The sequence below is a fragment of the Halomonas sp. BDJS001 genome, from assembly GCF_026104355.1.
In the GTDB taxonomy this organism is placed as follows: domain Bacteria; phylum Pseudomonadota; class Gammaproteobacteria; order Pseudomonadales; family Halomonadaceae; genus Vreelandella.
In genome coordinates this window covers 2,782,713-2,808,204 of the sequence record NZ_CP110535.1, presented here as the reverse complement: position 1 = coordinate 2,808,204, position 25,492 = coordinate 2,782,713, and the positions used below count along the sequence as shown (strand labels likewise).

Genomic DNA, 25,492 nt, shown 5'->3' with positions numbered 1-25,492 from the left:
CTACCATTTTGCGCTTTGCCTTTGAATGTTTGATGACCCCTAGTAAGCCGGAGCCTGCATGCACGCTATTGTTGACCACATTCAGCCCTTTGATCTCAATGCCGGTGAAGCGATGCGACGCTACCTGGATACGCTCACCAAGCCGCCGGGGAGTTTGGGGGCCTTGGAAGCGTTGGCGATACAGCTGAGTGCCATCACCGGTGAGCCCAAGCCCAGCGTAACGCCGCCTGCGGTGGTTGTGTTTGCTGCGGATCACGGCGTTGCCGTCGAAGGGGTATCCGCCTTTCCCCAAGAAGTGACCGCCCAGATGGTGGCTAACTTCGCCAACGGTGGGGCAGCCATTAATGTGTTTGCTCGGCAAATAGGGGCGCTGGTTGAGATAGTCGATGTTGGCGTGGCGGTGACGTTAACAATGGCCGGGGTCACCGCTGCTAAAGTGCGCCATGGCACTGCCAATATGGTGGAAGAAGACGCCATGCAATCGGCTGACGTCATTAAGGCAATTGATGCGGGCGTGGCGGCCGTTGAAAGGGCAAAAAAGGCCGGCGCAAAATGCCTCATTGTCGGTGAAATGGGCATTGCCAATACCACCGCCAGCAGCGCGATATTAGCAGTGCTAACAGGTGAGTCAGTCGCAAGCGTAGTGGGTGCGGGAACCGGCATTAATCCCCAGCAGCAGGCGCACAAAGTGGCGGTGATTGAACGCGCTATCGCTGCGCGCAGCGCTGACCCCCACGCCCCTTTGGCGGTGCTTGCCAAATTGGGTGGCCTGGAAATTGCTGCCATGACCGGCGCGTATTTGGCAGCAGCGGCCAATCGGATGCCAGCCATTGTGGATGGCTTTATTGCCACAGTGGCCGCGCTGACCGCCTGCCGACTCTGCCCCGCGGCGCGCGGCTACCTTGTTTTTGGTCATCGCTCCCAGGAGCCTGGGCATGAAGTCGCATTAAGTGCTTTAGGGGTTAAGCCGCTACTCGATATGGGCATGCGGCTAGGTGAGGGCAGTGGTGCTGCGCTGGCGTATCCGTTACTGAAGGCAGCGACAGCGATGGCGGCGGAGATGGCGACCTTTAACGATGCTGGCGTTAGCGATAAGGATAAGCTATGAGCGCAAGCGCTACAATAACGGGCGTAGCGCTGATCGCTTTAGCGATTATGATTGATTTAATCGTTGGTGACCCACGCTCAATACCGCATCCGGTGGTGCTGATAGGGCGCTTTATTAGCGCCTTTGAGCGGCTGTGGAATCGCGGCACGGCGCAGCAGCGCAGAGTTAGTGGCTTTCTGCTGACCATTATTGTCGTCGGCGGCGTATGGGGGATTAGCTGGCTGGTGCTGGCGCTGTTAGAACGAGTGCACCCTGGGGTAGCACTGATCGCCGAGCTGTGGCTGCTATCGACTACGCTGGCGATTAAAGGCTTGGGCGATGCGGCCCGCGCCGTAATCCAGCCGCTTACTCAAGGCGATTTGCCTGCCGCCCGCAAGGCACTGGGAATGATAGTCGGGCGCGATACGCAACGCTTGGATGAAGCGGAAATTACCCGGGGCACGGTGGAAACCGTGGCGGAAAACACTGTTGATGGCATTACCGCGCCGCTATTTTTTGCCCTGATTGGCGGAGCACCGCTGGCGCTGGCGTACAAGGCGGTGAATACTCTGGATTCGATGGTAGGCTACAAAAACCAACGCTATGCCGATTTTGGTTTTGCCTCCGCAAAGCTGGACGACATGGCCAACTGGATACCCGCACGTTTAACCGCGCTATGCCTGTGGCTCGCTGGCCTGCTACTGGATGTTTCAGGCGTTTTGAAGCTGCGCTGGAAAGGCGCACTGAGCAGTACTTGTCGCGATGCGCCGCGTCATCCAAGCCCCAATGCTGGCTGGCCGGAGGCCATGGTAGCAAGACTACTCGGTGTTCAGTTGGGTGGCACCAATGTCTATCAAGGTGTGGTGTCTCAGCGCGCTACCCTAGGTGAGCCGCTTGAAGTGCTGCAGGTCACGCATATCACGGCCACGGTGCGCTTAATGCACGGCGCCTGGATACTGTTTATGGTGCTGTCAGTGGTGGTCATAGCGAGCATATTATTCATATTTAAGGGGCTACTATGAGTCAACCTATGTGGCCCAGCTCTCCATGGCCCAGGCATGGCGGCCAAGCCGAGGCGCTATTAGCGCACTTTGGTTTGCCCGCCGATCACCGTCTGGAAGATTTTAGCGCCAACCTCAACCCTTTGGGGCCTCCGGCGTGGGTGAGCGATTGGCTGACTAAGCAACTGACAGGTCTTGAACGCTACCCCGCGCCGGACTATTCAACTGCGCGTCAGGCCATCGCCGCCCACCACCAGCTTCAGCCCGAACAAGTGCTGCTGACCAACGGCGGCGCTGAGGCGATTTTCCTGGCTGCCGCACTGCATGCAGGCAAGCGGGCGGCGATTATTACCCCAAGTTTTGGCGAGTATGCCCGCGCCTGTCGTGCCCATCGGCTCTCCGTCACTGAGATCGCACTGCCCGCGCCGCACTTTACGCTGGATATTGCTTCGCTGTTGGCAGGGCTTAACGGTATTGAGGTGCTGTTTTTATGCCGCCCCAATAATCCTACCGCTACGCTAATTGATATGTCCGCAATGGAAACTCTGTTAGATCACAGCGCAGCCATTGGCTGCCATGTGGTCGTCGATGAGGCCTTTATCGACATGGTAGGCGAGGCGCCCCAGCAGGCCTCTATGGCTCCGCTGTTGGCGCGCTATTCGCACCTGACGCTGCTGCACTCCATGACCAAGTTTTATACCCTGCCAGGGCTGCGGCTGGGCTATATGCTGGCGGAGGCGGCAACGATCAAGGCCGCAGAGACTTGCCAGCCAGCCTGGAGTGTTAATCACTTGGCGGCTGAGCTAGTGGCGCCGTTGCTGACGGATGATGCCTTTGCCCGGCGCACCCAGCGGTGGTTGGCCAGCGAACGGCCGCGTGTGGCGCAAGCGCTTACCGAGTTGGGCTTGGACGTTGTGCCCAGCCAGGCGTGTTTTTTTCTGATCCGCCCCAGTGCTACGCAGGAAATCACCACGGATGCGCTATTTGAGCAGCTACTGCGCCAGGGCATTTTAGTGCGTCATAGCCACAATTTTGCCGGGCTTAATGGCGAATGGCTGAGAGTGGCGCTGCGTGACGAACCTGCCAACCGACGGCTAGTTAATGTGCTGAAAAAGGTACTGCATGATTGTCTTCGTTAGCGGCGGCGCACGCTCCGGCAAAAGTGATATTGCCGAACAGCAAGTAGTGGAGGCGGCGGGTAGCTCACCGTGTTATTACTTAGCGACCGCAGCCGTATACGACGCAGAGATGGCTGAGCGAGTGGCACGACACCAGCAAGCTAGGAGCGGTCACGGGCAAGCCGTTCGCTGGGTAACGCTAGAGGCGCCTGTGGATATAGATCAAGCGCTGGCCGAGGTGCCCGATGGCAGCGCGGTGTTGCTGGACTGCTTAACGCTATGGGCCAGCCAAGTGCTGTATGGCAGTGAACTTAGCGACGACGGGGGTATGGAGCTGCTGATAAGGATGTTATCGGATGCTCGCACGCGCAGTATTTATCTAGTGATTGTCTCTAACGATATTAACGAAGCGCTGCCGCCCACTGATACGCAAACCTGGCGCTACCTGGCGTTTCTTCAGCGCGCTCACCGCTCGCTAGCGGCAGAAGCGGACTCGGTGCTAGAAGTGGTCGCAGGCTGCGCCATCGAATGGAAAAACCACGGGAAGCTGCTGTGAAAGAGAGTGCTGTGAAAGAGGGTGCTGTAAAGAATGCTCTGTTCGGTCTCCTGCTGGCGCTGCAGTTTCTGACCCGGATCCCAGTCCCAATAGCCGTTCCCTGGACGCCCGATACCCGCCGCTGGGCGGTGCGCGCCTACCCCTTGGTGGGCCTGTTGATCGGCAGCGTGCTGGTGCTGCTAGCATTTGCGATGCGCAACGTCCCCACGCCGATCACCGCGCTGGTGATATTAAGCGTGTGGGTGGCGCTCTCGGGTGGGCTGCATTTGGATGGCGTGATGGATATCGCCGATGCGCTGGGCAGCAATCAGCCGCTGGCGCGCCGCTGGGAGATTATGAAAGACCCACAAATCGGCAGTTTTGGAATGCTGGCGCTGCTGTTTCTGCTCGCCTGGAAGGGCGTGCTGCTATGGGCATTGCTCACCTATCAAGCGCCGCTCTGGTGGCTGCTGGTGGTGCCCGCGCTTGGGCGTTGGGGGGGCGTTGCCTTGCTGGTTCTGACCCCCTGCGCCCAGTCGAAGGGCCTGGCTTGGAGCTGGCAGCAGTCGCTTAGCGGCCAGGACGTGGCACTGGCGTTGGTTCCGTTGGCAGTTGTCGCGCTGTTAGCCCCGCCAGTCGTATTGATAGGGCTAACGGTCATTGTGTTTGTGGTACTTATGCGCTGGTTTATGTTGCGACTGTTTAACGGCATCAACGGCGATATGGTAGGCGCCACCATTGAAGGAGGGGAGCTTTGGCTATTGATCTTAGTGTGGAGCTGGTGGCAGTTCGCCACGGTATCACCGCTTGGAATTTAGAGCGTCGTTATCAAGGTCAGCAAGATATTCCGCTGCTGTTCCCCGATGCCGAAGCAGGATTGCTGGCACTGCGTGAGGCACTAGCGGATGAGCGTTTTGATGCTATTTACTCCAGCGATCTTAACCGCTGCCAGCAAACGTTGAAGTGGGCGGAAGTCGCCAAACCAGGCGTGCCCCTTACGCTTGAACCACGCCTGCGCGAGCTCGATTTTGGCGAGTACGAAGGCAAGGTTTACGACGAGCTAAAGAATTTACCCCATTATCGCGCCTGGATTGACAGCGTGGGCGAGCTGCAAATCCCTGGTGGAGAATCGGCTGCACAGTTACGCGAGCGCTTGGATGCTTGGCTGCACGATGTTGCGACTAATGCCCAAGCGGGTGACCATAAAAAGGTACTGACAGTGACCCACGGCGGCGTGATTCGCGAGCTGCGCCGTCGTTTTGAAACCATTCATTTCTGGGATGGCACGGTGAGTCAGGCCCAAGGCAGGCGCTGGAAACTCACTTATTACACCGGTGCGAATGGACAAGGAGAATGGCAATGCAGCTCTTCATCGGCGGTGCCTGCGCTGGCAAACGAGACGCTGTAGCCGCACGCTTTCCCACTGCAAACGGATGGCGGCTTGATGCTGCTAAGCCTTTCAGCGATAGCGAGCAAGCGCTTGTAGCCAATACGCCGCTGGTTATCACAGGTGTGCTTGAGTGGCTTAGGGCTGCGCTTGAACGTGACGATACCGATGCCCAGCGCCAGCAGTGGCAGAGCGATATGGCAGCACTCTGCCAGCGCGCCGAAGCGCTAAACGCACAGTTAATCATTATTGCCAACGAAGTTGGCCGTGGAATTGTGCCCATGCAGCCCGAACAGCGTCGCTTACGTGACCTCAATGGCTGGTTCGTTCAGGATGCCACTGCTCAGGCTGAACAGGTGTGGTACGTCCGGCATGGGTTGGTGATGGCAGTTAAATAGCTCGGTCAGTGCTATGCTGGGCGCGCTTTGCGCCGTACTTCAATTGACCTCCTTTGGGCAAGTTGCTAGCTTACGCCCACTCTCAGGTGCTGGCGGTGGATAACGCCGCTAGTGAAACGGGAAGTTGGTGAACGCTTTGCGTGATTCCAACGCTGCCCCCGCAACGGTGATCGAGATAAGAGCGGCCAAGACGCCACTGTGCCCACGCACGGGAAGGTGGTCGTTCGGAAAGGTGCATTGTTAGATGCTGCCTTTCGCTCGTCAGCCCGGAGACCGGCCCGAGAGTAACGGTTCAACCTGAACCGATACATGCCGAGACGCGGTGGGCGTTCCCAGGGCGATGAACGGTGGCGCAATACGATCATTCGGTGCGACCGTGACTCCCTTGTTGTGCCCTGCGCTTGGTCACAAAAACACGTTGTGCGGGTGAGCACGACGCGCAAGGGATCCCACCATGAATCACCGTTTCCACACGACCGCCAAACGGGCGGCGTTGAGCATGGCTGCTTTACCACTCGCCATCTCCTTTTCAGCCCAGGCCCAATACGCCGCCGCGACGACTGATTTAGCCACGCTTGATCCTGTCGTGGTAACCGCTGCGTTAGCGCCGCGCACTGCCAATGAAAGCCTTTCATCGGTTAGCGTGCTGGACACAGCCACTTTTCGCCGCCAAGACCCCACCAGCCTGACCGATCTTCTGCGCGGCCAGCCGGGCGTTGATATCACCAGCAACGGCAGCTTTGGCAAAAACAGCAGCGTTTATCTACGCGGTGCGCCCAGCGATGCCTCCGTGTTGATGATCGATGGTATTCGGCTGAGATCTGCCACGGCGGGCGGCGCCGCTTTTCAGTACCTAGACCCACGCATGTTTGACCGTGCAGAAATCGTGCGCGGCCCCCGCGGTAGCCTTTACGGTGCAGATGCCGTTGGCGGGGTAATACAGCTATTTACTCCTGATGGCGACGAAGAGGGCCCGCAGCCGAGAGTCTCAGTCGGCGGTGGTTCCTTTAATACCCAACGGCTAAGTGCAGGTGTTTCTGGCCGCGAAGGGGGCACGCGCTACAGCTTCGCCGCTAGCCATTTCAATACGGATGGCCAACCCATTCGTCGTGGCGGTGAAGACAAAGGGTATGACAACACCTCAGCGCTTGCCCGCGTTGCACATATTTTTGAGAGTGGTGCTGAGGTGGGGGTGCTGGCACTGCGCGCTCGCGGTAACAACGAATATGACGATGGAGAGAATGACTTCGTCCAGCAGGTGGCAGGTGTTTACGGCGAGGTGCCAGTTACCGATACCTGGCAGAGTCGCCTGACCCTTAGCGAAGCCCGCGATGAGCTGGATACGCTGGATAATTTCGGTGCCTCCGTCATTGATACCCGCACCCAAACTGCCCGCTGGCAGAACACTCTTCAGTTGGGTGCCCATGAGTTGATTGCTGGTGCTGAAATCAGCGAAGACCGCGTTTCAAGCACCAACGACTTTGATGTCACCAGCCGCGATAACACCGCTGTGTTTACCCAAGGGCTGCTCGACTTTTCGCCGTTTGCCATTCAGGCCAGCCTGCGTTACGACGACAACGAAGCCTATGGCGATGAAGTTACCGGCAGTTTGGCGCTGGGTTATCAAGTAGATAACTATCACACGCTGCGCGCCAGCATGGGGACTGCTTTTAAAGCGCCGAGCTTTAATGACCTCTATTGGCCGAATTCGGGGAATCCTGATCTCAATCCAGAAAAGTCTGAAAGCGTTGAGGTGGGCGTGCGCGGCCAATACAACCAGTGGTTCTGGGACTTGGCCGCGTTCCAAAACGACTACGATGACCTGATCGCCTGGGCGCCGACGTCGAGTGGTTTATGGGCGCCGCAGAACATCAACAGCGCGCGTATTCGTGGGGCGGAGTTTGCCAGTGGTGTAGAAGTGAATGATTGGACACTGCAAGCCGCCTTTACCTATCTGGATCCGGAAGACCGAGAGAGCGGTAATCGATTAGCCCGTCGGGCCACTCAAAGTGTGCGTCTGGATGCCGACCGTGAGCTTGGCGATTGGTCGCTGGGGGGCTCGTTAATCGCGCAGAATCACCGCTATGATAACGTCGCCAATACTCAGCGTTTAGGTGGCTATGGGCTGGTTAACCTGCGGGCGGGATGGCAGTTTGCGCCGCTCTGGACGGCCCGTGTTACGCTAGAAAATGCCTTTGATAAAGAGTATTCAACAAGTCGTAACTATATTAACGCTGGCCGAGCAGGATTTTTGAGTGTTCATTTTGGTCAATAAAAGCAGTTACTTAGTACGCGGGGCCTTAGGCCTCGCGCTGCTGCTACTGTCGTCGGTATCCCACGCCCATGACCACTCGCGCTGTGCAGTGGATGATCGTGACCGTGAGGTTTGCCTCTACAACGCTGCTCAGCGTATTGCCACGCTGTCGCCAGGTGCGACCGAATTGACCTTTGCTGCGGGTGCAGGGGATCAAGTGGTCGCCGTCGTTTCCTACAGCGACTACCCGCCGGAAGCCAAACAGGTGGCGTCGGTGGGTAGCCACACCCGAATTGATTTAGAAACGCTGGTGGGGTTGGCACCTGATCTAGTGATTGGCTGGGTAACCGGCAACCCCGCCGAACAGCTTGAAACCCTCGAAGCCTTGGGCATGCCGGTGTTCTATATCGAGCCCCGGGATATAGAGGGTGTAGCCAGCGCCATTGAACGATTGGCACGGCTGGCGGGTACTGAAACCGCCGGCCAGGCAGTGGCCGCCAATTTTCGGCAGACCATGGGTGAAATTGATGCGCGCTACCGTGATCGTGACCCGGTAAGCACATTCTACCAAGTGTGGGATGAGCCGCTAATGAGCGTTAATGACCAGCACCTGATCGGCCAGGTAGTCGAGATGTGCGGGGGCGAGAATGTGTTTGGCGAGCAGGCGCGGCTGGTGCCACGCATCGACGATGAAGCCGTGCTGGCAGCGAATCCTGAGGCGATTGTGGCTGGGGGGATGGGCGAAGAGAACCGCCACTGGCTGACCCACTGGGAGCAGTACCCCAGCCTGACGGCGGTGGCAGAAGATAACCTCTTCTTTGTACCGCCATCGCTGATCCAACGGCCAACGCCGCGGCTGATGGAGGGCACCCAGATCCTCTGTGAGAAGCTCGATATTGCGCGCCAAAAGCGTGGACGCCGTTAATGCTCGCACGCCTGGGGTTGCCGCTTAGCCTGCTATTACTAGCGGCGTTGGCTGCGCTGATTATCTCTCTTGGTGTTGGCAGTGCGCAGATTTCTCCGGCGCAAATTTGGCAAGTGGTGCTGGATAATCTTGGTTATATAGGGCAAGGCGAGAGCGATGCGTTGGCGCGTACTATGGTGATGGAGCTGCGCTTACCCAGGGCGCTCTCGGCGTTTGCCGTGGGCGGTTTGTTGGCGGTAGCCGGGGCGTTAATGCAGGTGCTGCTGCGCAATCCTCTTGCTGACCCTTACGTGCTTGGCCTTTCCGGTGGCGCCTCTATTGGTGCATTGGCAGCCATGCTGGGAGGGCTCGGCGGGCTGGCGATTTCGGGTTCGGCATTTGGCGGTGCGCTATTTTCGACGTTTTTAGTGTTTGGCTTGGCCCACGGCAGCGGCGGCTGGACGCCTTCGCGGTTGCTGTTAACGGGCGTGGTGGTAGCAGCAGGGTGGGGCGCGGTGATTACCCTAATGCTGGCGATGAGCCCCGCCGAACGCCTGCCGGGCATGCTCTACTGGTTGATGGGCGACCTCTCCTACGCGCGTACCCCTTGGCCGCCGCTGCTATTGTTGTTGGCTACCTGCGTGGTACTGATTCCGCTTGGGCGTAGCCTGAATGTGCTGGCCCGTGGCCCTCAGCAGGCCGCCGCGCTGGGCGTGGCGGTCAGGCCGCTTGAGTGGTGTATCTATATTGCCGCCAGCCTACTCACCGCAGCGGCAGTGACCACCGCAGGCAGCATTGGCTTTGTTGGTTTAGTGGTGCCCCACATGCTGCGCCTGCTGTTAGGCAACGACCAGCGGCTGATACTTCCCGCCTGCGCGTTGGCGGGGGGCACGCTGTTAGTGTTGGCCGATACACTAGCCCGCACCATGATCGCCCCGGAACAGCTTCCCGTTGGCGTGATCACTGCGCTGTTGGGCGTGCCCACCTTTCTGTTTCTGCTCTACCGGAGCCGCTGATGAGCGTACTTTCTACTCATGAACTCATCATCGATGTGCCCGGCCGCGAAGGCGATACGCCGCTTAATTTAACCATTGAGCCAGGGCAGGTGTGGGGCGTGTTAGGCCCTAACGGAGCGGGTAAAACCACGCTGCTACATACCTTGGCTGGGTTACAGGCTCCACGTTCAGGCAGCGTTCAACTCAACGACTCGGTGCTTGGTCAACTTCGCCGCCGACATGTCGCTCAGCGGTTGGGAGTGGTGTTTCAGGATCGCCAGGATGGCTTTCCCGCGACCGTGCTGGAAACCGCGCTGATTGGACGTCATCCCTACCTATCCCCATGGCAGATGGAGGGCGCCGATGACTACGCCCGTGCCGAAGCTGCCCTGGAGCGCCTGGATGTAGCGCATCTCCGTGACCGCTTGGTCAGTACACTTTCCGGCGGCGAACGCCAGCGCGTTGCGATTGCCACCGTGCTGACTCAGGCGCCCAATGTGTGGCTGGCCGATGAGCCGACTAATCATCTGGATCTGCACCACCAAAGTGCCGTGATGGTATTGATGGCCGAGCAGGCTGCCCAGGGGCAGGCGGTCATTATGTGCTTACACGACCTAAACCTGGCTGCCCGCTGGTGCGACCATATTTTACTGCTCTATCCCAATGGCGAGGCGTGCTGGGGCACGCGAGATAGCATGCTGGTGCCCTCTGCGTTGGAAAGCCTCTACCGCCAGCGGCTAGCGGTGGTAGAGGTGAATGGTGCGCCGGTGTTTGTACCGATAAATGAGTGATACCTAGTGCTCCAGCTCATCACGCCAGGAGTGGCGCGGCGCGAAGCCGACCAGACGGCGCGCTTTTTCATTACTGTAAAAAGTCTCAAATTCGCCCATCTCGCGCTTGATCGGTACCCCAGCGTAGAAGCGCTCAATGACTTGGGCGTTGGTCAGGCCCACTGATAGATCGTCATTGGCGACGTTGAACACCTGATAACCCAGGCCGTCTGTTTTCAAGCAGCAATCCACCATCTGGCCCAGATCCCGGGCGTCGATGTAGGCGAAAATATTGCGGCGGCGTCGGGCGGGGTCTTCCATATAGGCGGGAAAATTCTGGCGGTATTCGTGGGGCTCGATCACGTTATTGATGCGCAGGCCGTAGATGTCGATGCCCGAGCGTGCATGGAAAGAGCGCGCCGTTACCTCGTTAACTACCTTGCTCATGGCGTAGCTATCTTGAGGCACGGTGGGGTGCTCTTCATCAATGGGGAGGTATTCCGGCTTCTTTTCGCCATCGGCAAAGCAAACGCCATAAGTGGTCTCGCTGGAGGCGAAGATGACCTTGGGAATGCCTAGTTTGGTGGCAGCATCGAGAATATTGTAGGTACTTAGCGCATTGATGCGGTAAGTCTCGTTGTCCGGTCGATGCAGAATGGCGGGTATCGCCGCAAAGTGGACAATCGCATCATAACGCGGCACGCCAGTGCCCGGTTCCAGCTCGTCAAAACCGGCGTAGGCCTGGCAGGCATTAAACACTTGGCCTGCGTCGGTCAGGTCTGTTTTCAGGGTTGTAATGCCGGGTACATCAGAGACTACCCAATCCAGATTAGTGACTCGGTGACCTTGGTCGCGAAGATAAGCCGTCGCATGACGGCCAGCCTTGCCACTGCCGCCGGTGAACAGAATACGCATATTAATATCCCACCAGTTAATAGAATGAACCACTCCACCTTAGCAAAGAAAAATCCTCACCTCCGAAAATGATTTTGTGTTCTACACTAAAAATGATTCGGAATCTAATTGATCCAATCGATCATCGTCTGACCCTAACAATAGTGCATCTACAAAACCGGGAGGTCGTTATGATCCATCATGTTTGGGGGCTTCTCCACCATCCTGAAAGAGAGTGGCATTCGATCCGTGGCGAGCATGAATCTATCAGCCACCTGTATGCCCACCATGTCCTTTTACTCGCTGCTATTCCTGTGATCTGTGCGCTAATAGGCACTACCCAGGTCGGCTGGACCTATGGTGGCCCTGAAACCTATCGAGTCTCTCTTACCAATGGCATTGCATTGGGCGTGGCTTTTTATGCGTTGATCCTAATGGCTGTTGCTGTTGTGGGCACTTTGATCCATTGGTTAGCCCGTCGAATAGACACTCGTCCCAGCCGCCGCGACTGCCTTATTTTGCAGGGTACATTGCCACACCGATGTTCCTTTGTGGCGTTTTTGCCCTCTATCCGGCTTTTTGGTTTTGTATGCTGGGTATGGTGATCGGACTGCTCTACAGCGCCTATCTACTCTATAAGGGAACCCCCAGCTTTTTAGGCATCAGCCATGAGCGCGGGTTTATTCTGTCAACAACGACGTTGGGTGTTGGTGTCTTGGTGCTGGAAGCGCTGCTCGTGGTGATTGTACTGCTGTGGAGTATGGGCACGGATCACAGCGTGGTTTGGCATTTTTTCCGATAAATGGGCGCTATGGTGAACTAGCCCATCCAGCTAAACTGCACTGCGAAAACGCATGATCTGTTTGCCATCCATAGGGTCATCGATCACATGGGTGTACACTCCAAAGGTCTGTTGTAGCCTGCTGGTGGTGAGTACTTCATCAGGGTGGCCGCTGTCGATCAGGCGGCCACCATCCATCACGCCGATGCGGTCACACTCCATGGCTTGGTTAAGGTCGTGTAACGAGATTATCACTGTGATCGGCAACTGCCTGACCAATTCAAGAATCGACAGTTGATGGCGAATATCCAAGTGGTTGGTGGGTTCATCCAGTAGCAGGATTTTAGGCTGCTGAGCCAGCGCGCGGGCAATGTGCACCCGCTGGCGCTCGCCGCCAGAGAGAGTGTGCCACAGCCGATCCGCCATCTTCACCATATCGACATCGACCAGCGCCTGAACCACGATGGCATCATCTTCAGTAGACCAGGGGCGCAACGCGGTAAGAAAGGGCGTCCGGCCCAGCGCCACGACGTCACGCACGCTAATTCTATCGGTGGTATCGGCCTGCTGCTCGACTAAAGCAATAGACTGAGCAATCGCCCGCTGCTTCAGCGCGTGTAGAGGCTGGCTACCCATCAGCACCTGTCCTGCTTTGGGTTTGTTCAAGCCTGCCAACAGGCGAAGTAGCGACGTTTTGCCCGAGCCGTTCGGCCCCACCAGGCCAAAGGTTTGGCCTGGTTCGACGGTAAGGTTAATGTCAATCAGTAGCGGCGTGCCATGCACTGACCAAGCGAGTTTTTGAGCGGTTAACTGCATTACGACCTCTTGCCGCGCACGAGAATGAGCGCAAAGGCAGGTGCGCCAATCAGCGAAGTAATCACCCCAATGGGGAGTACCTGACCGGGCACCAGCACCCGGGAAAGAATATCCGAGCCGATTAAAAATACCGCGCCTGCTAAGGCGGTGGCCGGTACCAGCCGGGTATGACGGCTACCCACAATAAAACGCATAGCATGGGGAATCACCAGCCCTACGAAGCCAATCGCCCCTACAATAGACACCATCACCGCCGTGACCAGCGCCATGGCGATAATCAGCATGCCACGTACCGGGCGCACTGCGATGCCCATGGAGGCGGCGCTGTCGGCACCGAAGGTAAACGCATCCAGGGAGCGCCGGTGCCATAGGCAAACCAGTAGCCCGAAAAGGGCGGCAGGCACCGCCAAGGTCACATCGGCCCAGCGCACGCCAGAAAGATTACCCATCAGCCAAAACATAATGCCCCGGGCCTGCTCGGCGCTTGCCGACTTGGTAATGATAAAAGCGGTCAGCGCATTGAACAGCTGCGAGCCTGCGATGCCGGCCAGAATAATCGCCCCCGCTGCCTGAACGCCGCGCCCACCACCGACGCCGCTGTTGGCCGCATGGGCGAGTATCACCACGATACCAAAGGCGAGAAGGGCGCCCACAAAGGCACCCAGTGAGAGCGATAGCGCCCCCGCGCCAATGCCAGCGACGGCCACGGCAACCGCACCGGTAGAAGCCCCAGCGGAAATGCCCATTAGGTAGGGGTCGGCCAAGGGGTTGCGCAGCAGAGCTTGTAGCACCACCCCAGCCAGCGCCAAGCTAGTACCACAACAGGCAGCAACGACGGCGCGGCTAAGCCGGTAGTTCCAGATAATGCCTGCATCGATCCGGTCAACCGCATAATCCGCGCCCAGTAGCTGATTGGCGAGCACTTTGAGAATGGTATCAACGGGAATCGGTGTCTCGCCGATGGCGGTGCCCGCGATCAGCGCCGCCACGAGCACCAGCGGCGTGATCCATAGCCAGCGCAGTCCAAAATCCGCCGTAGATAGCCGCGTTATCGCGAGGCTCATTCGTCAAATGCCATCGTCGCTAGCGCCTCGGCCAGTGTTTCAAGGCCGTAAATAGTGCGCATGGTAGCGCTCATGGCATGGGCATCCATCTCGACGATGCGATTATTTTTCACCGCGCTCATCTCGCGGGTAACCGGGTCACTGCGCAGAAACTCACGCTTGGCTTCAATGTCGTCGGCGGGAAAGCGGCGGCGATCCATGCTGGCAATAACAAGTACATCGGGGTCAGCCCTGGCGATGCTCTCCCAGCCCACCGTTGGCCACTCCTCATCGGACTCGATCACATTGCGAATACCGAGCTTGTCCATCATATAGCCCGGCGCGCCGAGCTGACCCGCAACGAAGGGGCTAACCCCCAGGTCTGTCGAGGAGAACCAGAATGCCGCTGACAAGTCGTCCGGTAAGTCCAGGCTGCTCGCCAGGGCAATAGCACGCTCTTCGCTGTCGATCAGGTCGGCCACAAGGGTCTCGCCAGCGTCTTGCACATCATAAATTTGGGCTAGTTCGGTGATTCCCTTATAGATCGAATCCGTGGAGAAAGCGGCCGTGCGGGTACCGTCGCCGCCGGTAGAGTTATCCTTGGTATCGCAGTCGGCGGGCATAATATAGGTGTTAATACCCAGCTCATGAAACTGCTCACGGGTGGCGACACTGCCGGTGGGGCCTACGTGCCACTCATACTGTACCGCCACCAGGTCAGGCCGCTTATTGACCACGGCCTCAAAGCTTGGGTCGTCGTTGGCGATCCGCTCGATCGTTTCATTGGCCTCAGTAAACTGGGGAAGAACCGGGTTGAACCAAACCGAGGTGCCATTTACTCGATCAGTGAGCCCCAGCGAATAGAGAATCTCCGTGGCTGACTGGCCTACCGTCACCGTTCGCTCCGGGGGCGACGCCACGCTGATCTCTACGCCGCAGTTGGTTAGCGTAAGCGGGTAGTCGGTGGAGGCGTAAGCCGCCTGGGCAAGGCCAACAGCGCTCGCGGCGATGGCCGTGGTCAATCTCAACATCATGTACACTCCCGTGCATGATGAGCTCCGCATTCGGCCAGAAAATACCGACCGAGCCACTTCGCTCGAGGTAAGTAATATATCGGCAGTTCTCCTGACTGACGGGTCATGGCTAGCTCGCCTTCCCAGACGCTGTGTCCAGTGGCATTAAAGAGCATCGCTCGCCGCCTACAGTTGCGGGGGCAGTTCCGTTTCGCGGCAAGCCGCGGCGGATTCTCTATTAAGTTCCGTAGGGAACACCGACACTGGCCATTCTAGGTGGCAGGGGGAGAGCGAACAACACAAAGCCTTAAGGATCTTATAAGATCCCATAGTTAATGTAATGTTATATCATTTTATTTTGCGTGAGTATAAAAATCCAGCTGCATGCCTAGCGTAAATTTATATAAGTGCCCGTAAGGTGTTCAACGTGCAACAAATTGGCCTCGCCGCTCCCCCTTCCTCTATACTGACCGTTTTCTGCCGCTCATTTCTTTATGAATGGTTTTATCATTATTCAGCTATTTACCATGAACCAGGCTCACGTCCAGCGGACATCTAGCCGGTTAACAAAGGTTAGCGAGTTGGCTCTGCACGGGAGGTGCCGGTGAGTGAGTTTCCCTTTGCGGCGGTGGTCGGTCAGGAGGCGCTGAAAACCGCGCTGCTCCTTAACGCCATTAATCCGCGCATCGGCGGGGTATTGATTAGCGGGCCAAAAGGAAGCGCTAAATCGACCTTAGCCCGGGCGCTGGCCGCCATTCTGCCCAGCGATGGCGAAGGGCAGCGTGCCCCTTTTGTCACTCTGCCATTGGGCGCCAGTGAAGACCGCCTGGTCGGCAGTCTGGATCTGCAAAAGGTATTGGCGGAGCGTGAGGCGACTTTTCATCAAGGCTTACTCGCCAAAGCCCACGGCGGGGTGCTCTATGTAGATGAGGTCAACCTGCTGCCGGATACCCTGGTTGATTTGCTGCTGGACGTGGCCGCTAGCGGCACCAATATCGTTGAGCGCGATGGCATTAGCCACTCCCACCCAGCGCGTTTTAGCCTGATCGGCACCATGAACCCGGATGAAGGCGAGCTGCGCCCTCAGTTGCTCGACCGCTTTGGTCTCTGCCTGGAGCAGGCGGAGGGCGTGAGCATTGATGAGCGCATTGCCATTGTGCAACAGCGGGAAGCCTTTGACCGCGACCCCGCTGGCACCCTCGAGCGCGTTGAGGATGCCCAGGCCGCCCTGACCGAGCGTATTGCTAAAGCGCAGCGCTTACTCAAAGAGATCACCACCGACCCCTGGGTGTATCGGACGATTGCCACCCGCTGCGAAGCTGCCGGGGTTGAAGGCCTACGCGCCGACGTTACTTGGCACCGCGCCGCCCAGGCCCATGCCGCCTGGCGTGGCGTGGGTAGCGTAGAGCAGCAGGATATCGACACCGTTGAGCCCTGGGTGCTGGCGCATCGGCGTACTCAGCCGCCAGAACAGCACCCGCCGTCATCCCCGCCTAATCAAACGCCTTCAAATGGCGAGGGCGGTTCGTCGTCAGCCAATAACGCGCCCAGCGGCGGCTCATCCTATCCTGGTGGTGAGCAGGGCCAGTGGGGCGCCATGCCCCCTATGACGCAAGAGGCGATTAGCCAACCCGCGGTAAAACTGCCCGATAGCGACGGTTTTGCTCAGCGGAATAATCGCTCAGAAACCGCGGCTAGCGCGGGTAAAGGGGAAGAACCAGGGCGTGGCCGTTCCCAAGTAACGACCTCGCGGCTGGACGGGTTCGCGACGCTGATCGCCAATCGCGGCCAGTGGCCCTGGCAGCAGTTAAAAATGCGCAAGGCCCGGGCGGGGCAGACGACGGCGCACTTGGTGCTACTGGACACCTCCGGCTCGACCCTAGGCCAGCGCCTGTTGGGTCAAGCCAAAGGGCTGGTTGAATCGCTGGTAACCCAAGCCTACGCCGCGCGGGAGCAGGTAGCGGTGCTGGGGTTTGGTAATGGCGGGGTGGTGTCGATACTCTCCCGCCGTCGTGCGCCCAAAAATGCTCGGGGCACTCTTGATAACGCCAAGGGCGGCGGTGGAACCCCGCTGCGGGAAGCAATTATTGAAGCCAAGCGGCTTATCCTCCAGTGGCAGCGCCGCGAGCCCGGCCTGAAGGTGCGCACCTATCTGATTACCGATGGCCGCACCCGGGAAACCGTTGACGATCTCGCCCCGCTGGATGACTGCCTGGTGATCGATACCGAACAGTCCAAAGTCAAACGCGGGCAGGGCGCGCGAATCGCCCAGCAGCTGGGCGCACTTTACTGGCCGACCTCGTTTGGCAAACCCTCTATGGCGCATACTGTTTCTGCACATCAACTTGGGAACCTCTCATGAGCGACGCAAGCCATTTAGATCGCATGCAGCGTAAAAAAGACGTGGTCGATGAGCGCATCAGCAAGGCGACGGAAGAGCGTGGCGTGCTGATTCTGCTCAAAGGCAACGGTAAGGGCAAAAGCAGCTCCGCCTTCGGCACCATGGCACGCTCGTTGGGGCACGGCCAGCAGTGCGCGGTGATCCAGTTCATCAAGGGCCGCCGCGAAACCGGCGAGTATCTGTTCTTTCGCGATCATCCCAAGCTTGACTGGCACATCATGGGCCACGGCTTTACCTGGGAAACCCAGAATCGCGAGCGGGATATCGAAGCCGCCGAGGCCGCCTGGGCCGTCGCTAAAGGGCTGCTGGAGAACCCCGCCTATCACATGATCGTGCTGGATGAGATGAGCTATATGTTCAAGTACGGCTATCTCGATCCCGAGCCGGTGGTGGAAGCGCTTAAGCGCCGCCCGGCGCACCAGAACGTCATCATTACCGGGCGCACCATGGCCACGCCGCTGCAGGAAATCGCCGATACCATCAGCGTCGTTCAGGACGAGCGCCACGCCTTTCGCGGCGGCGTTAAAGCCCAGGCGGGGATCGAATATTGATGAGCAAACCGACTGTTAGCTGCCCCGCACTATTTATTGCTGCCCCGGCTTCCGGCCAGGGCAAAACCACCGTCACGGCGGGCCTTGCCCGCCTGCTGCGCAACCAGGGCAAGGTGGTGCGGGTGTTCAAGACCGGCCCGGACTACTTGGATCCGCAGATATTGGCCCAGGCCTCCGGCCAGCCGGTGGATCAGTTGGATCTATGGATGGCAGGCGAGGCCTACTGCCGTCAGCGCTTTTATGACGCCGCCTGTGAAGCGGACTTGATCCTGGTGGAAGGCGCCATGGGGCTGTTCGACGGCGAGCCCTCAAGTGCCGATCTGGCGGCCTTGTTTAATATTCCCATGGCGATCGTCATGGATGTAAAAGGCATGGCCCAGACCGCCGCCGCGCTGGTCTCTGGGCTGGCCAGCTTTCGCGATGACATTAATATCGCCGGGCTTATCGCCAATGCCTGCGGCTCGGCCCGCCACCGCGAGCTGATCGAAGGGGCGCTGCCGCCGACGATTCCTCTGCTGGCCGCCATGCCCCGCGACCCCGCGCTGTCGCTCCCCGAGCGCCACCTGGGCCTTGTGCAGGCCGCAGAAATTCGCGAGGATCTGGAAGCTCGCTTCGAGGCGGGTGCCAAAGCGTTGGAAGCCGCCGGGCTGTTGGACGCTCTCGCGGCGCTTTCACCCGTGACCTTTACCGCCCCCCAGGAACAACTTTCGGCTGTTAAGCCGTTGCTCAAAGGCCATACCATTGGCGTGGCCCAGGACGCCGCCTTTAGCTTTGTCTATCAGGCCAACCTCGATCTGCTGGAGCAGATGGGTGCGAAGCTGCGCTTCTTTTCACCGCTGACTGATAGCCACTTGCCCGAGTGCGACGCCCTCTGGCTGCCCGGTGGCTACCCGGAACTTCACGCCCAAACCTTGGCGGATAACAGCGCCATGCGCGGGGCCATTGAGGCGTTCTTTAACGCCGATAAACCGATCCTAGCCGAGTGCGGTGGGCTGCTCTACTGCCTGGAAACCCTGACCGACTACGACGATATTACCCATACCATGCTGGGCCTGCTGCCCGGGCAGGGAGCCATGCGCGGGCGCCGTGGCTGCCAGGGGATGCAAACCGCCGAGCTGCCGGAAGGCCCGGTTCGGGGTCATGCGCACCACCGCTCCATGGCGGAAGGCACCCCCGAGCCGATTGCTCACGGCCGCCGGCAGCGCCACCCCGCACCGGGAGAGGCGATTTACCGTCAAAAGCGCCTGACGGCGACCTATTTACATCTGTTTTTCCCTAATAATCCTGACGCTGTGGCAAGGCTCTTTTCTGCCAGCCCGGCGTACTGCGAACCGCAACACAGCGAGGCATTTACCCATGCAATTGAATAAGATTCCCGCCACGGTCGTGACCGGTTTTCTCGGCAGCGGTAAAACCACGCTGCTGGCCAACATTCTGCGTCAGGTGACCGGCAAGCGGATCGCCGTGATTGTTAATGAGTTCGGCGAGCAGGATATCGACTCCAGCCTGCTGCGCAGCTGCGCGCTGGGGTGTGAAGAGGGTAGCGAAGTCGGACAGCTAGACGGGGAAGACGGCAGCATCTATGAGCTGGCCAACGGCTGTATCTGCTGCACCGTGGAAGAAGAGTTTCTGCCGGTCATGAAAAAGCTGGTCGCCCGCCGCGACGATATCGACCACATCCTGATCGAAACCAGCGGCCTGGCGCTGCCCAAGCCGCTGGTGCAGGCGTTCAACTGGCCCGACGTGCGTCAGCACTGCACCGTGGATGCGATTATTACCGTGATCGATGGCCCCGCCGTGGCCGCCGGGCGCTATGCCAGCGATGTGGATAAAGTCGAAGCCCAGCGCCTCGCCGACGAGAGCCTGGATCACGACCCCAGCCTGCGCGAGCTGCTCGATGACCAGCTCAGTGCGGCGGATCTGGTGCTGGTCAGCAAGGCCGACCTGCTCAGCCCGGAAGAGCGCACAAAGGTGGAAGCGGTGATTCAGGCGCGGGTGAGTGCCTCGGTGAAAACGCTGTTTATCGATCAAACCCTGACGACCGACACTACCCAACTGGAAGCGCTGATGGGCATTGGCGCAGCAAGCGAAAAAAACATCGATAGCATTACCAATCACCATGACAAGCACCACGCCGAAGGCGCTCACCACGACCACGCCCACGATAACTTTGATTCCTGCGTGATTACCCTGGGCGAAGTCGATGGCGATGTGCTGGCCGACAAGCTCCAGCAGCTGCTGAAAAGCCACGAGATCTACCGCGCCAAAGGCTTTGCGGCGATCCCCGGCAAGCCCATGCGTCGGGTCATCCAGGCGGTGGGCGAGAGACTGGAAGGCTACTTCGACCGGCTATGGGCTCAGGACGAACTCCGCCAAACCCAATTAGTGATTATTGGCAAACACCTGGATAGCGCAGCGCTGCGTGACGCGCTGGCTGAAGCAGAGGTTCAAACGTCTTCTCAAACGGCTAGCTAATGCACTTATTTGCCGCTAAGCCCGGGGGCTTTGTCGATGATGAAGGCATCATCGACCTGCAACAGAGCCCCGCCGAGGTCGTGATACTCTCCGCCGCCGATAGCAACCTGTCGGCGCTGGCCCAGGCGGTCGACCGTCTGGGCGAGGCGTACCCCTCGGTGCGGCTGGCCAACTGGATGAACCTGGTCAAACCGGCTGCCTACGATCTCTACGAAGATCGGGTGCTGGAAAAAGCTCAGTTGGTCATCGTCTCACTGCTGGGCGGCAAGGCCTACTGGCAGTATGGCCACGAACGCCTGCTGGCCTGGGCGGCGGCCAAACCCGAGCGCCAGCTGATCCTGGTACCGGGCTGCGATGCCCCGGATGATGCCCTGCTGGAAGATTCCACCATCCCCTTCGATGACGCGTACCGCGTGTGGCGCTACCTGCGAGAGGGCGGCACTGATAACGCCGAGCAGCTGCTGCGCTTTGTTGCCAGCGAGTATATGAATAAGGCTCTGGGCGACTGGAATGAGCCCAAGGTCATCCCGCCAGCGGTGATTTATGCGTCGCAGGAGCAGCAGGCGTCCAGCCTAAGCGAGTGGCGCGATCGCCAGGTGCCGGGGCGGCCGGTGTGTCTGCTGCTGTTTTATCGCAGTCATTTGCAGGGGGCGAATACCGCCGTACCCGACGGATTGCTGGCGGCGCTGAAAGACCAGGGGCTTGAGCCGTTGGCAGTCGCCGTGGCGTCCCTGAAAGAAGGGCCGTGCATTGATTTTATCAATCACCTGATTGAGCAGACCGGCGCCATGCTGGTAATTAACACCACCAGCTTTGCGGTCAACCGCAACGCCGACGGGCTGGATGCCCTGGGTGAAGAGTTACCTGACAACCTGTTTGTGGGGCGTCCGGTAGTGCTCCAGGCGATTCTTGCCAGCAGCACCTCGGAAGACTGGCAGGGCATGGCCGCCGGGCTGCATAGCCGCGATGTGGCAATGCAAGTGGTACTCCCCGAGATGGACGGTCGCATCATCACCCGGGCGGTGGGCTTTAAAGCCGAAGCCCACTACAACCCGCGCTGCCAACTGGCGGTGACCCACCACGTCATCCACCCGGAACGGGCCGCCTTTGTGGCCGAGCTGGCGCGGCGGGTTTGTTCGCTGCGGCTGACCCCCAACGGGCAGAAGCGTGTTGCGCTGATCATGGCCAACTACCCCAATCGCGATGGCCGGATCGGCAACGGCGTCGGGCTTGATACTCCCGCGTCGACGCTGCAGATTCTAAACGCCCTGAAGGAGGCGGGTTACCCAATCAGCGAGCTGCCGGAAAATGGCGATGAATTGATCCGCCAGCTTCAGGGCGCGGTGACCAACGATCACGGAAGCCTCGACCAGCGCGCCTGCTGGCAGAGCATCAGCGTTGACGACTACCTGGCCTGGTTTCAAACCCTGCCCAGCGAGCTGCAGGAAACCGTATGGACGCGCTGGGGCGCGCCTCACGAAGACCCCAAGTGCCGCCAGGGACGCTTGATGATCGCGGGTGTGCGTTTAGGTGAGACCTTTGTGGGTATCCAGCCGGAGCGGGACTTTATCGATGATCTCACCCAGTCCTACCACGATATGGAGCTGGCGCCGCCGCACAGCTACCTGGCGTTTTATTTTTGGCTGCGCGCGCACTACCAGGTCGATGCGGTCATCCACGTGGGCAAGCACGGCAACCTGGAGTGGCTGCCGGGTAAAAGCATCGCCCTGAGCGCCGACTGCTGGCCGGATATTGCCCTGGGGCCGCTGCCGCATTTTTATCCGTTTATCGTCAACGATCCCGGGGAGGGTGCCCAGGCCAAGCGGCGCAGCCAGGCGGTGATCATCGACCACCTGATGCCGCCGCTGGCCCGGGCTGAACTCTACGGCGCCATGGCCGAGCTGGAAGCGCTCACCGACGAATATTATCAAGCGCTGGATATGGATCCCCGCCGGGAAGCGCTGATACGCAGCCAGATTCTCGCCCACCTGCGTGATACCGGTATCGACCAGGAGCTGGCCCACGGCGTTGATGAAAATAGCGCTGACGATTCAGAACTTCTCAACGAGCTGGATACCTTCCTGTGCGACATCAAGGAATCGCAGATACGTCACGGCCTGCACATACTCGGCACTTTGCCGCCTGAAGAGAAGCGAGCAGGTACCTTAGTGGCACTGTTGCGACTACCCCGTGGCGAAGCGGTGGCAAGCCGCGGCCTACTGCACAACCTGGCCAGCGATTTAGGCTTGGATTTTGATCCGCTAGCCGCGGGCAACGAGCCCTGGCAGGGGCCTGAACCGGCTATTTTAAGCCAGCAGCTCGATACCCCCTGGTGCACCGGGGCGGATGCCCGCGAGCGCCTGGAGCTTCTGGCCGAGCGCTGGGTGGCCGACTACGTATTGGCAAACGGCTGCCTGGATGACCTGGCCCAGGATTACCCCGCTACGGCAGCGCAACTGCGCTACGCCCGGGATCAGCTATGGGTCACCATGCAGCGCGGCGTGAAGATGGAGATTCAGTCGCTGCTCGACGGCCTTGAAGGCATCTTCGTGCCCGCCGGGCCCAGCGGTGCGCCCAGCCGGGGGAGACTGGATACGCTACCCACCGGGCGCAATTTTTTCAGCGTGGATAACCGCTCGATTCCGTCGCCGGCCGCCTGGACGCTGGGCGAAAAATCCGCCCAGGCGTTTGTCGAGCGCTATCTGCAGGATCATGGCGACTACCCGCGGCGGCTGGGGCTCTCCATCTGGGGTACCGCCACCATGCGCACCGGCGGCGATGACATCGCCCAGGCCTTTGCGCTGATGGGGGTGCGGCCCATCTGGTCGCTGGGTTCCCAACGGGTGAGCGACTTTGAGGTGATCCCCTCGATGCTGCTCAATCGCCCACGGGTCGACGTCACGCTGCGGGTGTCCGGGTTCTTCCGCGACGCCTTCCCCAACGTGATTCGCCTGTTTGATGCCGCGGTGCAGGCGGTGGCGAGCTATGCAGAGCCGGGCAACAGCAACACCATCCGCGAGGCGGTGCTTTCCCGCCAGCAGGAACTGGAAGACCAGGGGCTAAGCCCGGAGATGGCCGCCCAGGAGGCGAGCTACCGAATATTTGGCAGCAAGCCCGGCGAATACGGCGCGGGCCTCAACCGGCTGATTGAAAACCGCGCCTGGGACAGCGCCGACGATTTGGCCGAGGCCTACATGGATACAGGCGCCTACGCCTACGGTCAGTTCAAGGCCTCCGGCACCGCCGCGCGGGCGGCGTTCGAGCAGCAGCTCCAGGGGCTGGATGCGGTGATGCAGAACCAGGATAACCGCGAACACGATATCCTCGATTCCAACAGCTATTACGCCTTCCAGGGCGGCATGGCCAACGCCACCCGCTCGCTGAGCGGAACGGCACCGACCATTTATCACTCCGACCACGCCAACCCCGCAATGCCCAAGATCCGTACCTTGAAAGAGGAGCTGGCGAAGGTGATTCGCTCTCGGGTGTTAAACCCCAAGTGGATCAACGCCATGCGCGAGCACGGCTACAAAGGCGCCTTTGAGATGGCCGCCACGGTGGACTATTTGTTTGCCTACGACGCCACCACCGATTTAGTGGCCGACTATCAGTACGCCCAGGTGAGTGACGCCCTGGTGCTCGACGCCGCCAATCAGCAGTTTCTGCGCGAGCACAACCCAGCAGCCCTGGAAGAGATGGCCGAGCGCTTACTCGAAGCCGCCCAGCGGGGCATGTGGCAAGCCCCCGGCGAGCACGGCCAGGCGCTTCAGGATCTGCTGCTGGAAATGGACGAAGCCAAAGAGGCCAATGGTCATGCCGCCCAGCCCGCGCATTAAAGGCTGGTGCCCCGGCGCATGGCGACCTATGGCTACCGGCGATGGCCTGCTGGTGCGCGTGCGCCCACCGCTAGGAGAGCTTTCCCGCGAGCAGATGCTGGCACTATGCGAAGCCGCCGAGACCTTCGGCAGCGGTTTGATCGAGCTGACCAGCCGCGCTAATTTTCAGCTGCGCGGCGTGTCCGATACTAGCTGGCCGCCACTGATGGAGTTTCTGGTCGAGCATCAACTGGTGAGCGACGACCCGGACGCAGAACGCCAGCCACAGATGATGCTGGCGCCCGCCTGGCAAAAGGGCGATGACACCCCTACCATTGCCCGCTTGTTGCAGGCGCGGGGCAGCGAATTAGCCGCCATGCCCAGCAAGGTCGGTATAGCCATTGACGCGGGAAAAGCGCCGGTGCTTGGCAACAGCGCCGCTGATTTTCGAATCGAGCGCTCAATGGAAGGCGGCCTGCTGGTGCGTGCCGACGGTTACGCGCTAGGCATGGCGGTGAGCGATGCTGCGGCCGCCGTCGAGCAGCTGATACGCCTGACCCACTGGTTTGTAGATACCGGCGGCTGGGATGCCGGGCGTATGCGTCGGCATACCGCACCGCTGCCCGATTGGGCGCCCGCTGATACCGCCCCCGCATCCCCAGGCGAGAAGCTGGCGCTGGGCAAACATCGCGAGGGCATAGTGGTTGGCCTGCCTTTTGGCCGGGTAGCGGCTGATACGCTGCGCGAGGCGGTCACTCAAACAAGAATCAGCGTTGTGCAGGTCACCCCCTGGCGGCGCCTGTTGTTGAAGGATTGCGATACACTACCCGCGGTTGATGGCTTGATCCGTCATAATAGTGACCCGCGGCTAGCGATGGACGCCTGCCCGGGCGCGCCCTACTGCGAACAGGCGAGTGTCGCCACCCAGCCGCTTGCCGAGAAGCTAAGCGGTTTAGTGGAAGGAACCGTACATATATCCGGCTGCGCTAAAGGCTGCGCCCGTCGCACCCCAGCCGATGTATGCTTGGTCGGGCAAGCAGGTCGATTTAATGTTGTTGTTAACGGCGGTGCCGATAGCACGCCAGTTAAGACAGGCCTATCGGAGGGTGAGATGGTGGATTTTATGAGAAAGTTCAGCGAAACAGTTAGGTTGATCCTCGGTAGCTGAGTGCCAGGGCAGGTTGTAGCGAGGGTCTTTTCCAGGGATGGAAAAAGTAGCGCCCAGGGACGGGTTCACAGCGCCCTCGCGGAAAC

At 59.5% G+C, this 25,492-nt stretch carries 23 protein-coding genes and 2 riboswitches; of the genes, 19 read left to right on the top strand and 4 right to left on the bottom strand.

Going from position 1 to position 25,492, the window contains the following annotated elements; translation table 11 throughout:
- Window positions 1–58: 58 nt before the first annotated feature.
- The 11 genes from cobT to OM794_RS13010 all read left to right on the top strand — a co-directional run bounded on the left by cobT (window position 59) and on the right by OM794_RS13010 (window position 10,470).
- Entirely contained in the window at window positions 59–1,108 is a 1,050-nt protein-coding gene (gene cobT / locus OM794_RS13060) for a nicotinate-nucleotide--dimethylbenzimidazole phosphoribosyltransferase (protein ID WP_226249342.1), read from the top strand.
- Window positions 1,105–2,109, top strand: a complete 1,005-nt coding sequence (gene cbiB, locus OM794_RS13055; protein WP_226249341.1) for an adenosylcobinamide-phosphate synthase CbiB — start codon at window positions 1,105–1,107, stop codon at window positions 2,107–2,109. Before cobT ends, cbiB begins: the two co-directional genes overlap by 4 nt.
- Entirely contained in the window at window positions 2,106–3,227 is a 1,122-nt protein-coding gene (gene cobD, locus OM794_RS13050) for a threonine-phosphate decarboxylase CobD (RefSeq protein ID WP_226249340.1), read from the top strand. The genes cbiB and cobD overlap by 4 nt, the downstream gene beginning before the upstream one ends.
- Window positions 3,211–3,762 (top strand): bifunctional adenosylcobinamide kinase/adenosylcobinamide-phosphate guanylyltransferase, encoded by a 552-nt coding sequence (locus tag OM794_RS13045; protein WP_226249339.1) that lies wholly within the window; start codon window positions 3,211–3,213, stop codon window positions 3,760–3,762. The genes cobD and OM794_RS13045 overlap by 17 nt, the downstream gene beginning before the upstream one ends.
- Window positions 3,759–4,559 (top strand): adenosylcobinamide-GDP ribazoletransferase, encoded by an 801-nt coding sequence (gene cobS, locus OM794_RS13040; RefSeq protein ID WP_226249338.1) that lies wholly within the window; start codon window positions 3,759–3,761, stop codon window positions 4,557–4,559. Before OM794_RS13045 ends, cobS begins: the two co-directional genes overlap by 4 nt.
- Window positions 4,496–5,149 (top strand): histidine phosphatase family protein, encoded by a 654-nt coding sequence (locus tag OM794_RS13035; RefSeq protein ID WP_226249337.1) that lies wholly within the window; start codon window positions 4,496–4,498, stop codon window positions 5,147–5,149. Before cobS ends, OM794_RS13035 begins: the two co-directional genes overlap by 64 nt.
- Complete coding sequence (locus tag OM794_RS13030) at window positions 5,101–5,526, top strand: bifunctional adenosylcobinamide kinase/adenosylcobinamide-phosphate guanylyltransferase (protein WP_226249336.1); 426 nt, start codon at window positions 5,101–5,103, stop codon at window positions 5,524–5,526. Before OM794_RS13035 ends, OM794_RS13030 begins: the two co-directional genes overlap by 49 nt.
- A 67-nt stretch (window positions 5,527–5,593) precedes the next feature.
- Window positions 5,594–5,823, top strand: a riboswitch (cobalamin riboswitch).
- A gap of 157 nt (window positions 5,824–5,980) precedes the next feature.
- Window positions 5,981–7,801, top strand: a complete 1,821-nt coding sequence (locus tag OM794_RS13025) for a TonB-dependent receptor domain-containing protein (RefSeq protein ID WP_226249335.1) — start codon at window positions 5,981–5,983, stop codon at window positions 7,799–7,801.
- Window positions 7,782–8,705: a cobalamin-binding protein gene (locus OM794_RS13020; protein WP_226249334.1), complete on the top strand. Its 924-nt coding sequence runs from the start codon at window positions 7,782–7,784 to the stop codon at window positions 8,703–8,705. The genes OM794_RS13025 and OM794_RS13020 overlap by 20 nt, the downstream gene beginning before the upstream one ends.
- Window positions 8,705–9,700: a FecCD family ABC transporter permease gene (locus tag OM794_RS13015; RefSeq protein ID WP_226249333.1), complete on the top strand. Its 996-nt coding sequence runs from the start codon at window positions 8,705–8,707 to the stop codon at window positions 9,698–9,700. The genes OM794_RS13020 and OM794_RS13015 overlap by 1 nt, the downstream gene beginning before the upstream one ends.
- Window positions 9,700–10,470 carry an ABC transporter ATP-binding protein gene (locus tag OM794_RS13010; protein WP_226249332.1) on the top strand — a complete coding sequence of 257 codons (771 nt, stop codon included), beginning with the start codon at window positions 9,700–9,702 and terminating at the stop codon, window positions 10,468–10,470. The genes OM794_RS13015 and OM794_RS13010 overlap by 1 nt, the downstream gene beginning before the upstream one ends.
- 3 nt (window positions 10,471–10,473) lie before the next feature.
- Here OM794_RS13010 and OM794_RS13005 read toward each other — a convergent pair whose 3' ends face one another.
- Window positions 10,474–11,364, bottom strand: coding sequence for an NAD-dependent epimerase/dehydratase family protein (locus OM794_RS13005; RefSeq protein ID WP_226249331.1), 891 nt, complete (start codon window positions 11,362–11,364; stop codon window positions 10,474–10,476).
- Window positions 11,365–11,534: 170 nt separating this feature from the next.
- On the opposite strand from OM794_RS13005, the gene OM794_RS13000 reads away from it, so the two are divergent.
- Window positions 11,535–11,948, top strand: coding sequence for a Yip1 family protein (locus OM794_RS13000; RefSeq protein WP_265153783.1), 414 nt, complete (start codon window positions 11,535–11,537; stop codon window positions 11,946–11,948).
- A complete protein-coding gene (locus OM794_RS12995) occupies window positions 11,933–12,145 on the top strand; it encodes a hypothetical protein (protein WP_413927721.1) in 213 nt (70 codons plus the stop codon). Before OM794_RS13000 ends, OM794_RS12995 begins: the two co-directional genes overlap by 16 nt.
- Before the next feature lie 30 nt (window positions 12,146–12,175).
- Here OM794_RS12995 and OM794_RS12990 read toward each other — a convergent pair whose 3' ends face one another.
- The 3 genes from OM794_RS12990 to OM794_RS12980 are packed head-to-tail and all read right to left on the bottom strand — an operon-like array spanning window position 12,176 to window position 15,017.
- On the bottom strand, window positions 12,176–12,940 hold the full coding sequence (locus tag OM794_RS12990) for an ABC transporter ATP-binding protein (protein ID WP_226249329.1): 765 nt from the start codon (window positions 12,938–12,940) through the stop codon (window positions 12,176–12,178).
- A complete protein-coding gene (locus OM794_RS12985; protein ID WP_226249328.1) occupies window positions 12,940–14,004 on the bottom strand; it encodes a FecCD family ABC transporter permease in 1,065 nt (354 codons plus the stop codon). The genes OM794_RS12990 and OM794_RS12985 overlap by 1 nt, the downstream gene beginning before the upstream one ends.
- On the bottom strand, window positions 14,001–15,017 hold the full coding sequence (locus OM794_RS12980; protein WP_226249327.1) for an ABC transporter substrate-binding protein: 1,017 nt from the start codon (window positions 15,015–15,017) through the stop codon (window positions 14,001–14,003). Before OM794_RS12980 ends, OM794_RS12985 begins: the two co-directional genes overlap by 4 nt.
- 63 nt (window positions 15,018–15,080) lie before the next feature.
- Window positions 15,081–15,273, bottom strand: a riboswitch (cobalamin riboswitch).
- Between the two features lie 327 nt (window positions 15,274–15,600).
- Here OM794_RS12980 and OM794_RS12975 point away from each other — a divergent pair.
- The 6 genes from OM794_RS12975 to OM794_RS12950 are packed head-to-tail and all read left to right on the top strand — an operon-like array spanning window position 15,601 to window position 25,406.
- Window positions 15,601–17,358 (top strand): AAA family ATPase, encoded by a 1,758-nt coding sequence (locus tag OM794_RS12975; protein WP_265153781.1) that lies wholly within the window; start codon window positions 15,601–15,603, stop codon window positions 17,356–17,358.
- Window positions 17,355–17,948 carry a cob(I)yrinic acid a,c-diamide adenosyltransferase gene (gene cobO, locus OM794_RS12970; protein WP_039859160.1) on the top strand — a complete coding sequence of 198 codons (594 nt, stop codon included), beginning with the start codon at window positions 17,355–17,357 and terminating at the stop codon, window positions 17,946–17,948. Before OM794_RS12975 ends, cobO begins: the two co-directional genes overlap by 4 nt.
- The gene (locus OM794_RS12965) at window positions 17,948–19,318 is read left to right on the top strand and encodes a cobyrinate a,c-diamide synthase (protein ID WP_226249326.1); all 1,371 of its coding nucleotides are present in this window, start codon (window positions 17,948–17,950) and stop codon (window positions 19,316–19,318) included. Before cobO ends, OM794_RS12965 begins: the two co-directional genes overlap by 1 nt.
- Complete coding sequence (cobW, locus tag OM794_RS12960; protein WP_226249325.1) at window positions 19,305–20,423, top strand: cobalamin biosynthesis protein CobW; 1,119 nt, start codon at window positions 19,305–19,307, stop codon at window positions 20,421–20,423. The genes OM794_RS12965 and cobW overlap by 14 nt, the downstream gene beginning before the upstream one ends.
- A complete protein-coding gene (gene cobN, locus OM794_RS12955) occupies window positions 20,423–24,259 on the top strand; it encodes a cobaltochelatase subunit CobN (RefSeq protein ID WP_226249324.1) in 3,837 nt (1,278 codons plus the stop codon). The genes cobW and cobN overlap by 1 nt, the downstream gene beginning before the upstream one ends.
- Entirely contained in the window at window positions 24,237–25,406 is a 1,170-nt protein-coding gene (locus OM794_RS12950; protein WP_226249323.1) for a cobalamin biosynthesis protein CobG, read from the top strand. Before cobN ends, OM794_RS12950 begins: the two co-directional genes overlap by 23 nt.
- Window positions 25,407–25,492 lie beyond the last annotated feature (86 nt).

Excerpts from the sequence above, each read along its gene's own strand:
- cobT (WP_226249342.1), top strand. The coding sequence starts at position 59 with ATGCACGCTATTGTTGACCACATTCAGCCCTTTGATCTCAATGCCGGT.
- cbiB (WP_226249341.1), top strand. The coding sequence starts at position 1,105 with ATGAGCGCAAGCGCTACAATAACGGGCGTAGCGCTGATCGCTTTAGCG.
- cobD (WP_226249340.1), top strand. The coding sequence starts at position 2,106 with ATGAGTCAACCTATGTGGCCCAGCTCTCCATGGCCCAGGCATGGCGGC.
- OM794_RS13045 (WP_226249339.1), top strand. The coding sequence starts at position 3,211 with ATGATTGTCTTCGTTAGCGGCGGCGCACGCTCCGGCAAAAGTGATATT.
- OM794_RS13030 (WP_226249336.1), top strand. The coding sequence starts at position 5,101 with ATGCAGCTCTTCATCGGCGGTGCCTGCGCTGGCAAACGAGACGCTGTA.
- OM794_RS13025 (WP_226249335.1), top strand. The coding sequence starts at position 5,981 with ATGAATCACCGTTTCCACACGACCGCCAAACGGGCGGCGTTGAGCATG.
- OM794_RS13015 (WP_226249333.1), top strand. The coding sequence starts at position 8,705 with ATGCTCGCACGCCTGGGGTTGCCGCTTAGCCTGCTATTACTAGCGGCG.
- OM794_RS13010 (WP_226249332.1), top strand. The coding sequence starts at position 9,700 with ATGAGCGTACTTTCTACTCATGAACTCATCATCGATGTGCCCGGCCGC.
- OM794_RS13005 (WP_226249331.1), bottom strand. The coding sequence starts at position 11,364 with ATGCGTATTCTGTTCACCGGCGGCAGTGGCAAGGCTGGCCGTCATGCG.
- OM794_RS13000 (WP_265153783.1), top strand. The coding sequence starts at position 11,535 with ATGATCCATCATGTTTGGGGGCTTCTCCACCATCCTGAAAGAGAGTGG.
- OM794_RS12995 (WP_413927721.1), top strand. The coding sequence starts at position 11,933 with ATGCTGGGTATGGTGATCGGACTGCTCTACAGCGCCTATCTACTCTAT.
- OM794_RS12990 (WP_226249329.1), bottom strand. The coding sequence starts at position 12,940 with ATGCAGTTAACCGCTCAAAAACTCGCTTGGTCAGTGCATGGCACGCCG.
- OM794_RS12985 (WP_226249328.1), bottom strand. The coding sequence starts at position 14,004 with ATGAGCCTCGCGATAACGCGGCTATCTACGGCGGATTTTGGACTGCGC.
- OM794_RS12980 (WP_226249327.1), bottom strand. The coding sequence starts at position 15,017 with ATGATGTTGAGATTGACCACGGCCATCGCCGCGAGCGCTGTTGGCCTT.
- cobO (WP_039859160.1), top strand. The coding sequence starts at position 17,355 with ATGAGCGACGCAAGCCATTTAGATCGCATGCAGCGTAAAAAAGACGTG.
- OM794_RS12965 (WP_226249326.1), top strand. The coding sequence starts at position 17,948 with ATGAGCAAACCGACTGTTAGCTGCCCCGCACTATTTATTGCTGCCCCG.
- cobW (WP_226249325.1), top strand. The coding sequence starts at position 19,305 with ATGCAATTGAATAAGATTCCCGCCACGGTCGTGACCGGTTTTCTCGGC.
- cobN (WP_226249324.1), top strand. The coding sequence starts at position 20,423 with ATGCACTTATTTGCCGCTAAGCCCGGGGGCTTTGTCGATGATGAAGGC.
- OM794_RS12950 (WP_226249323.1), top strand. The coding sequence starts at position 24,237 with ATGCCGCCCAGCCCGCGCATTAAAGGCTGGTGCCCCGGCGCATGGCGA.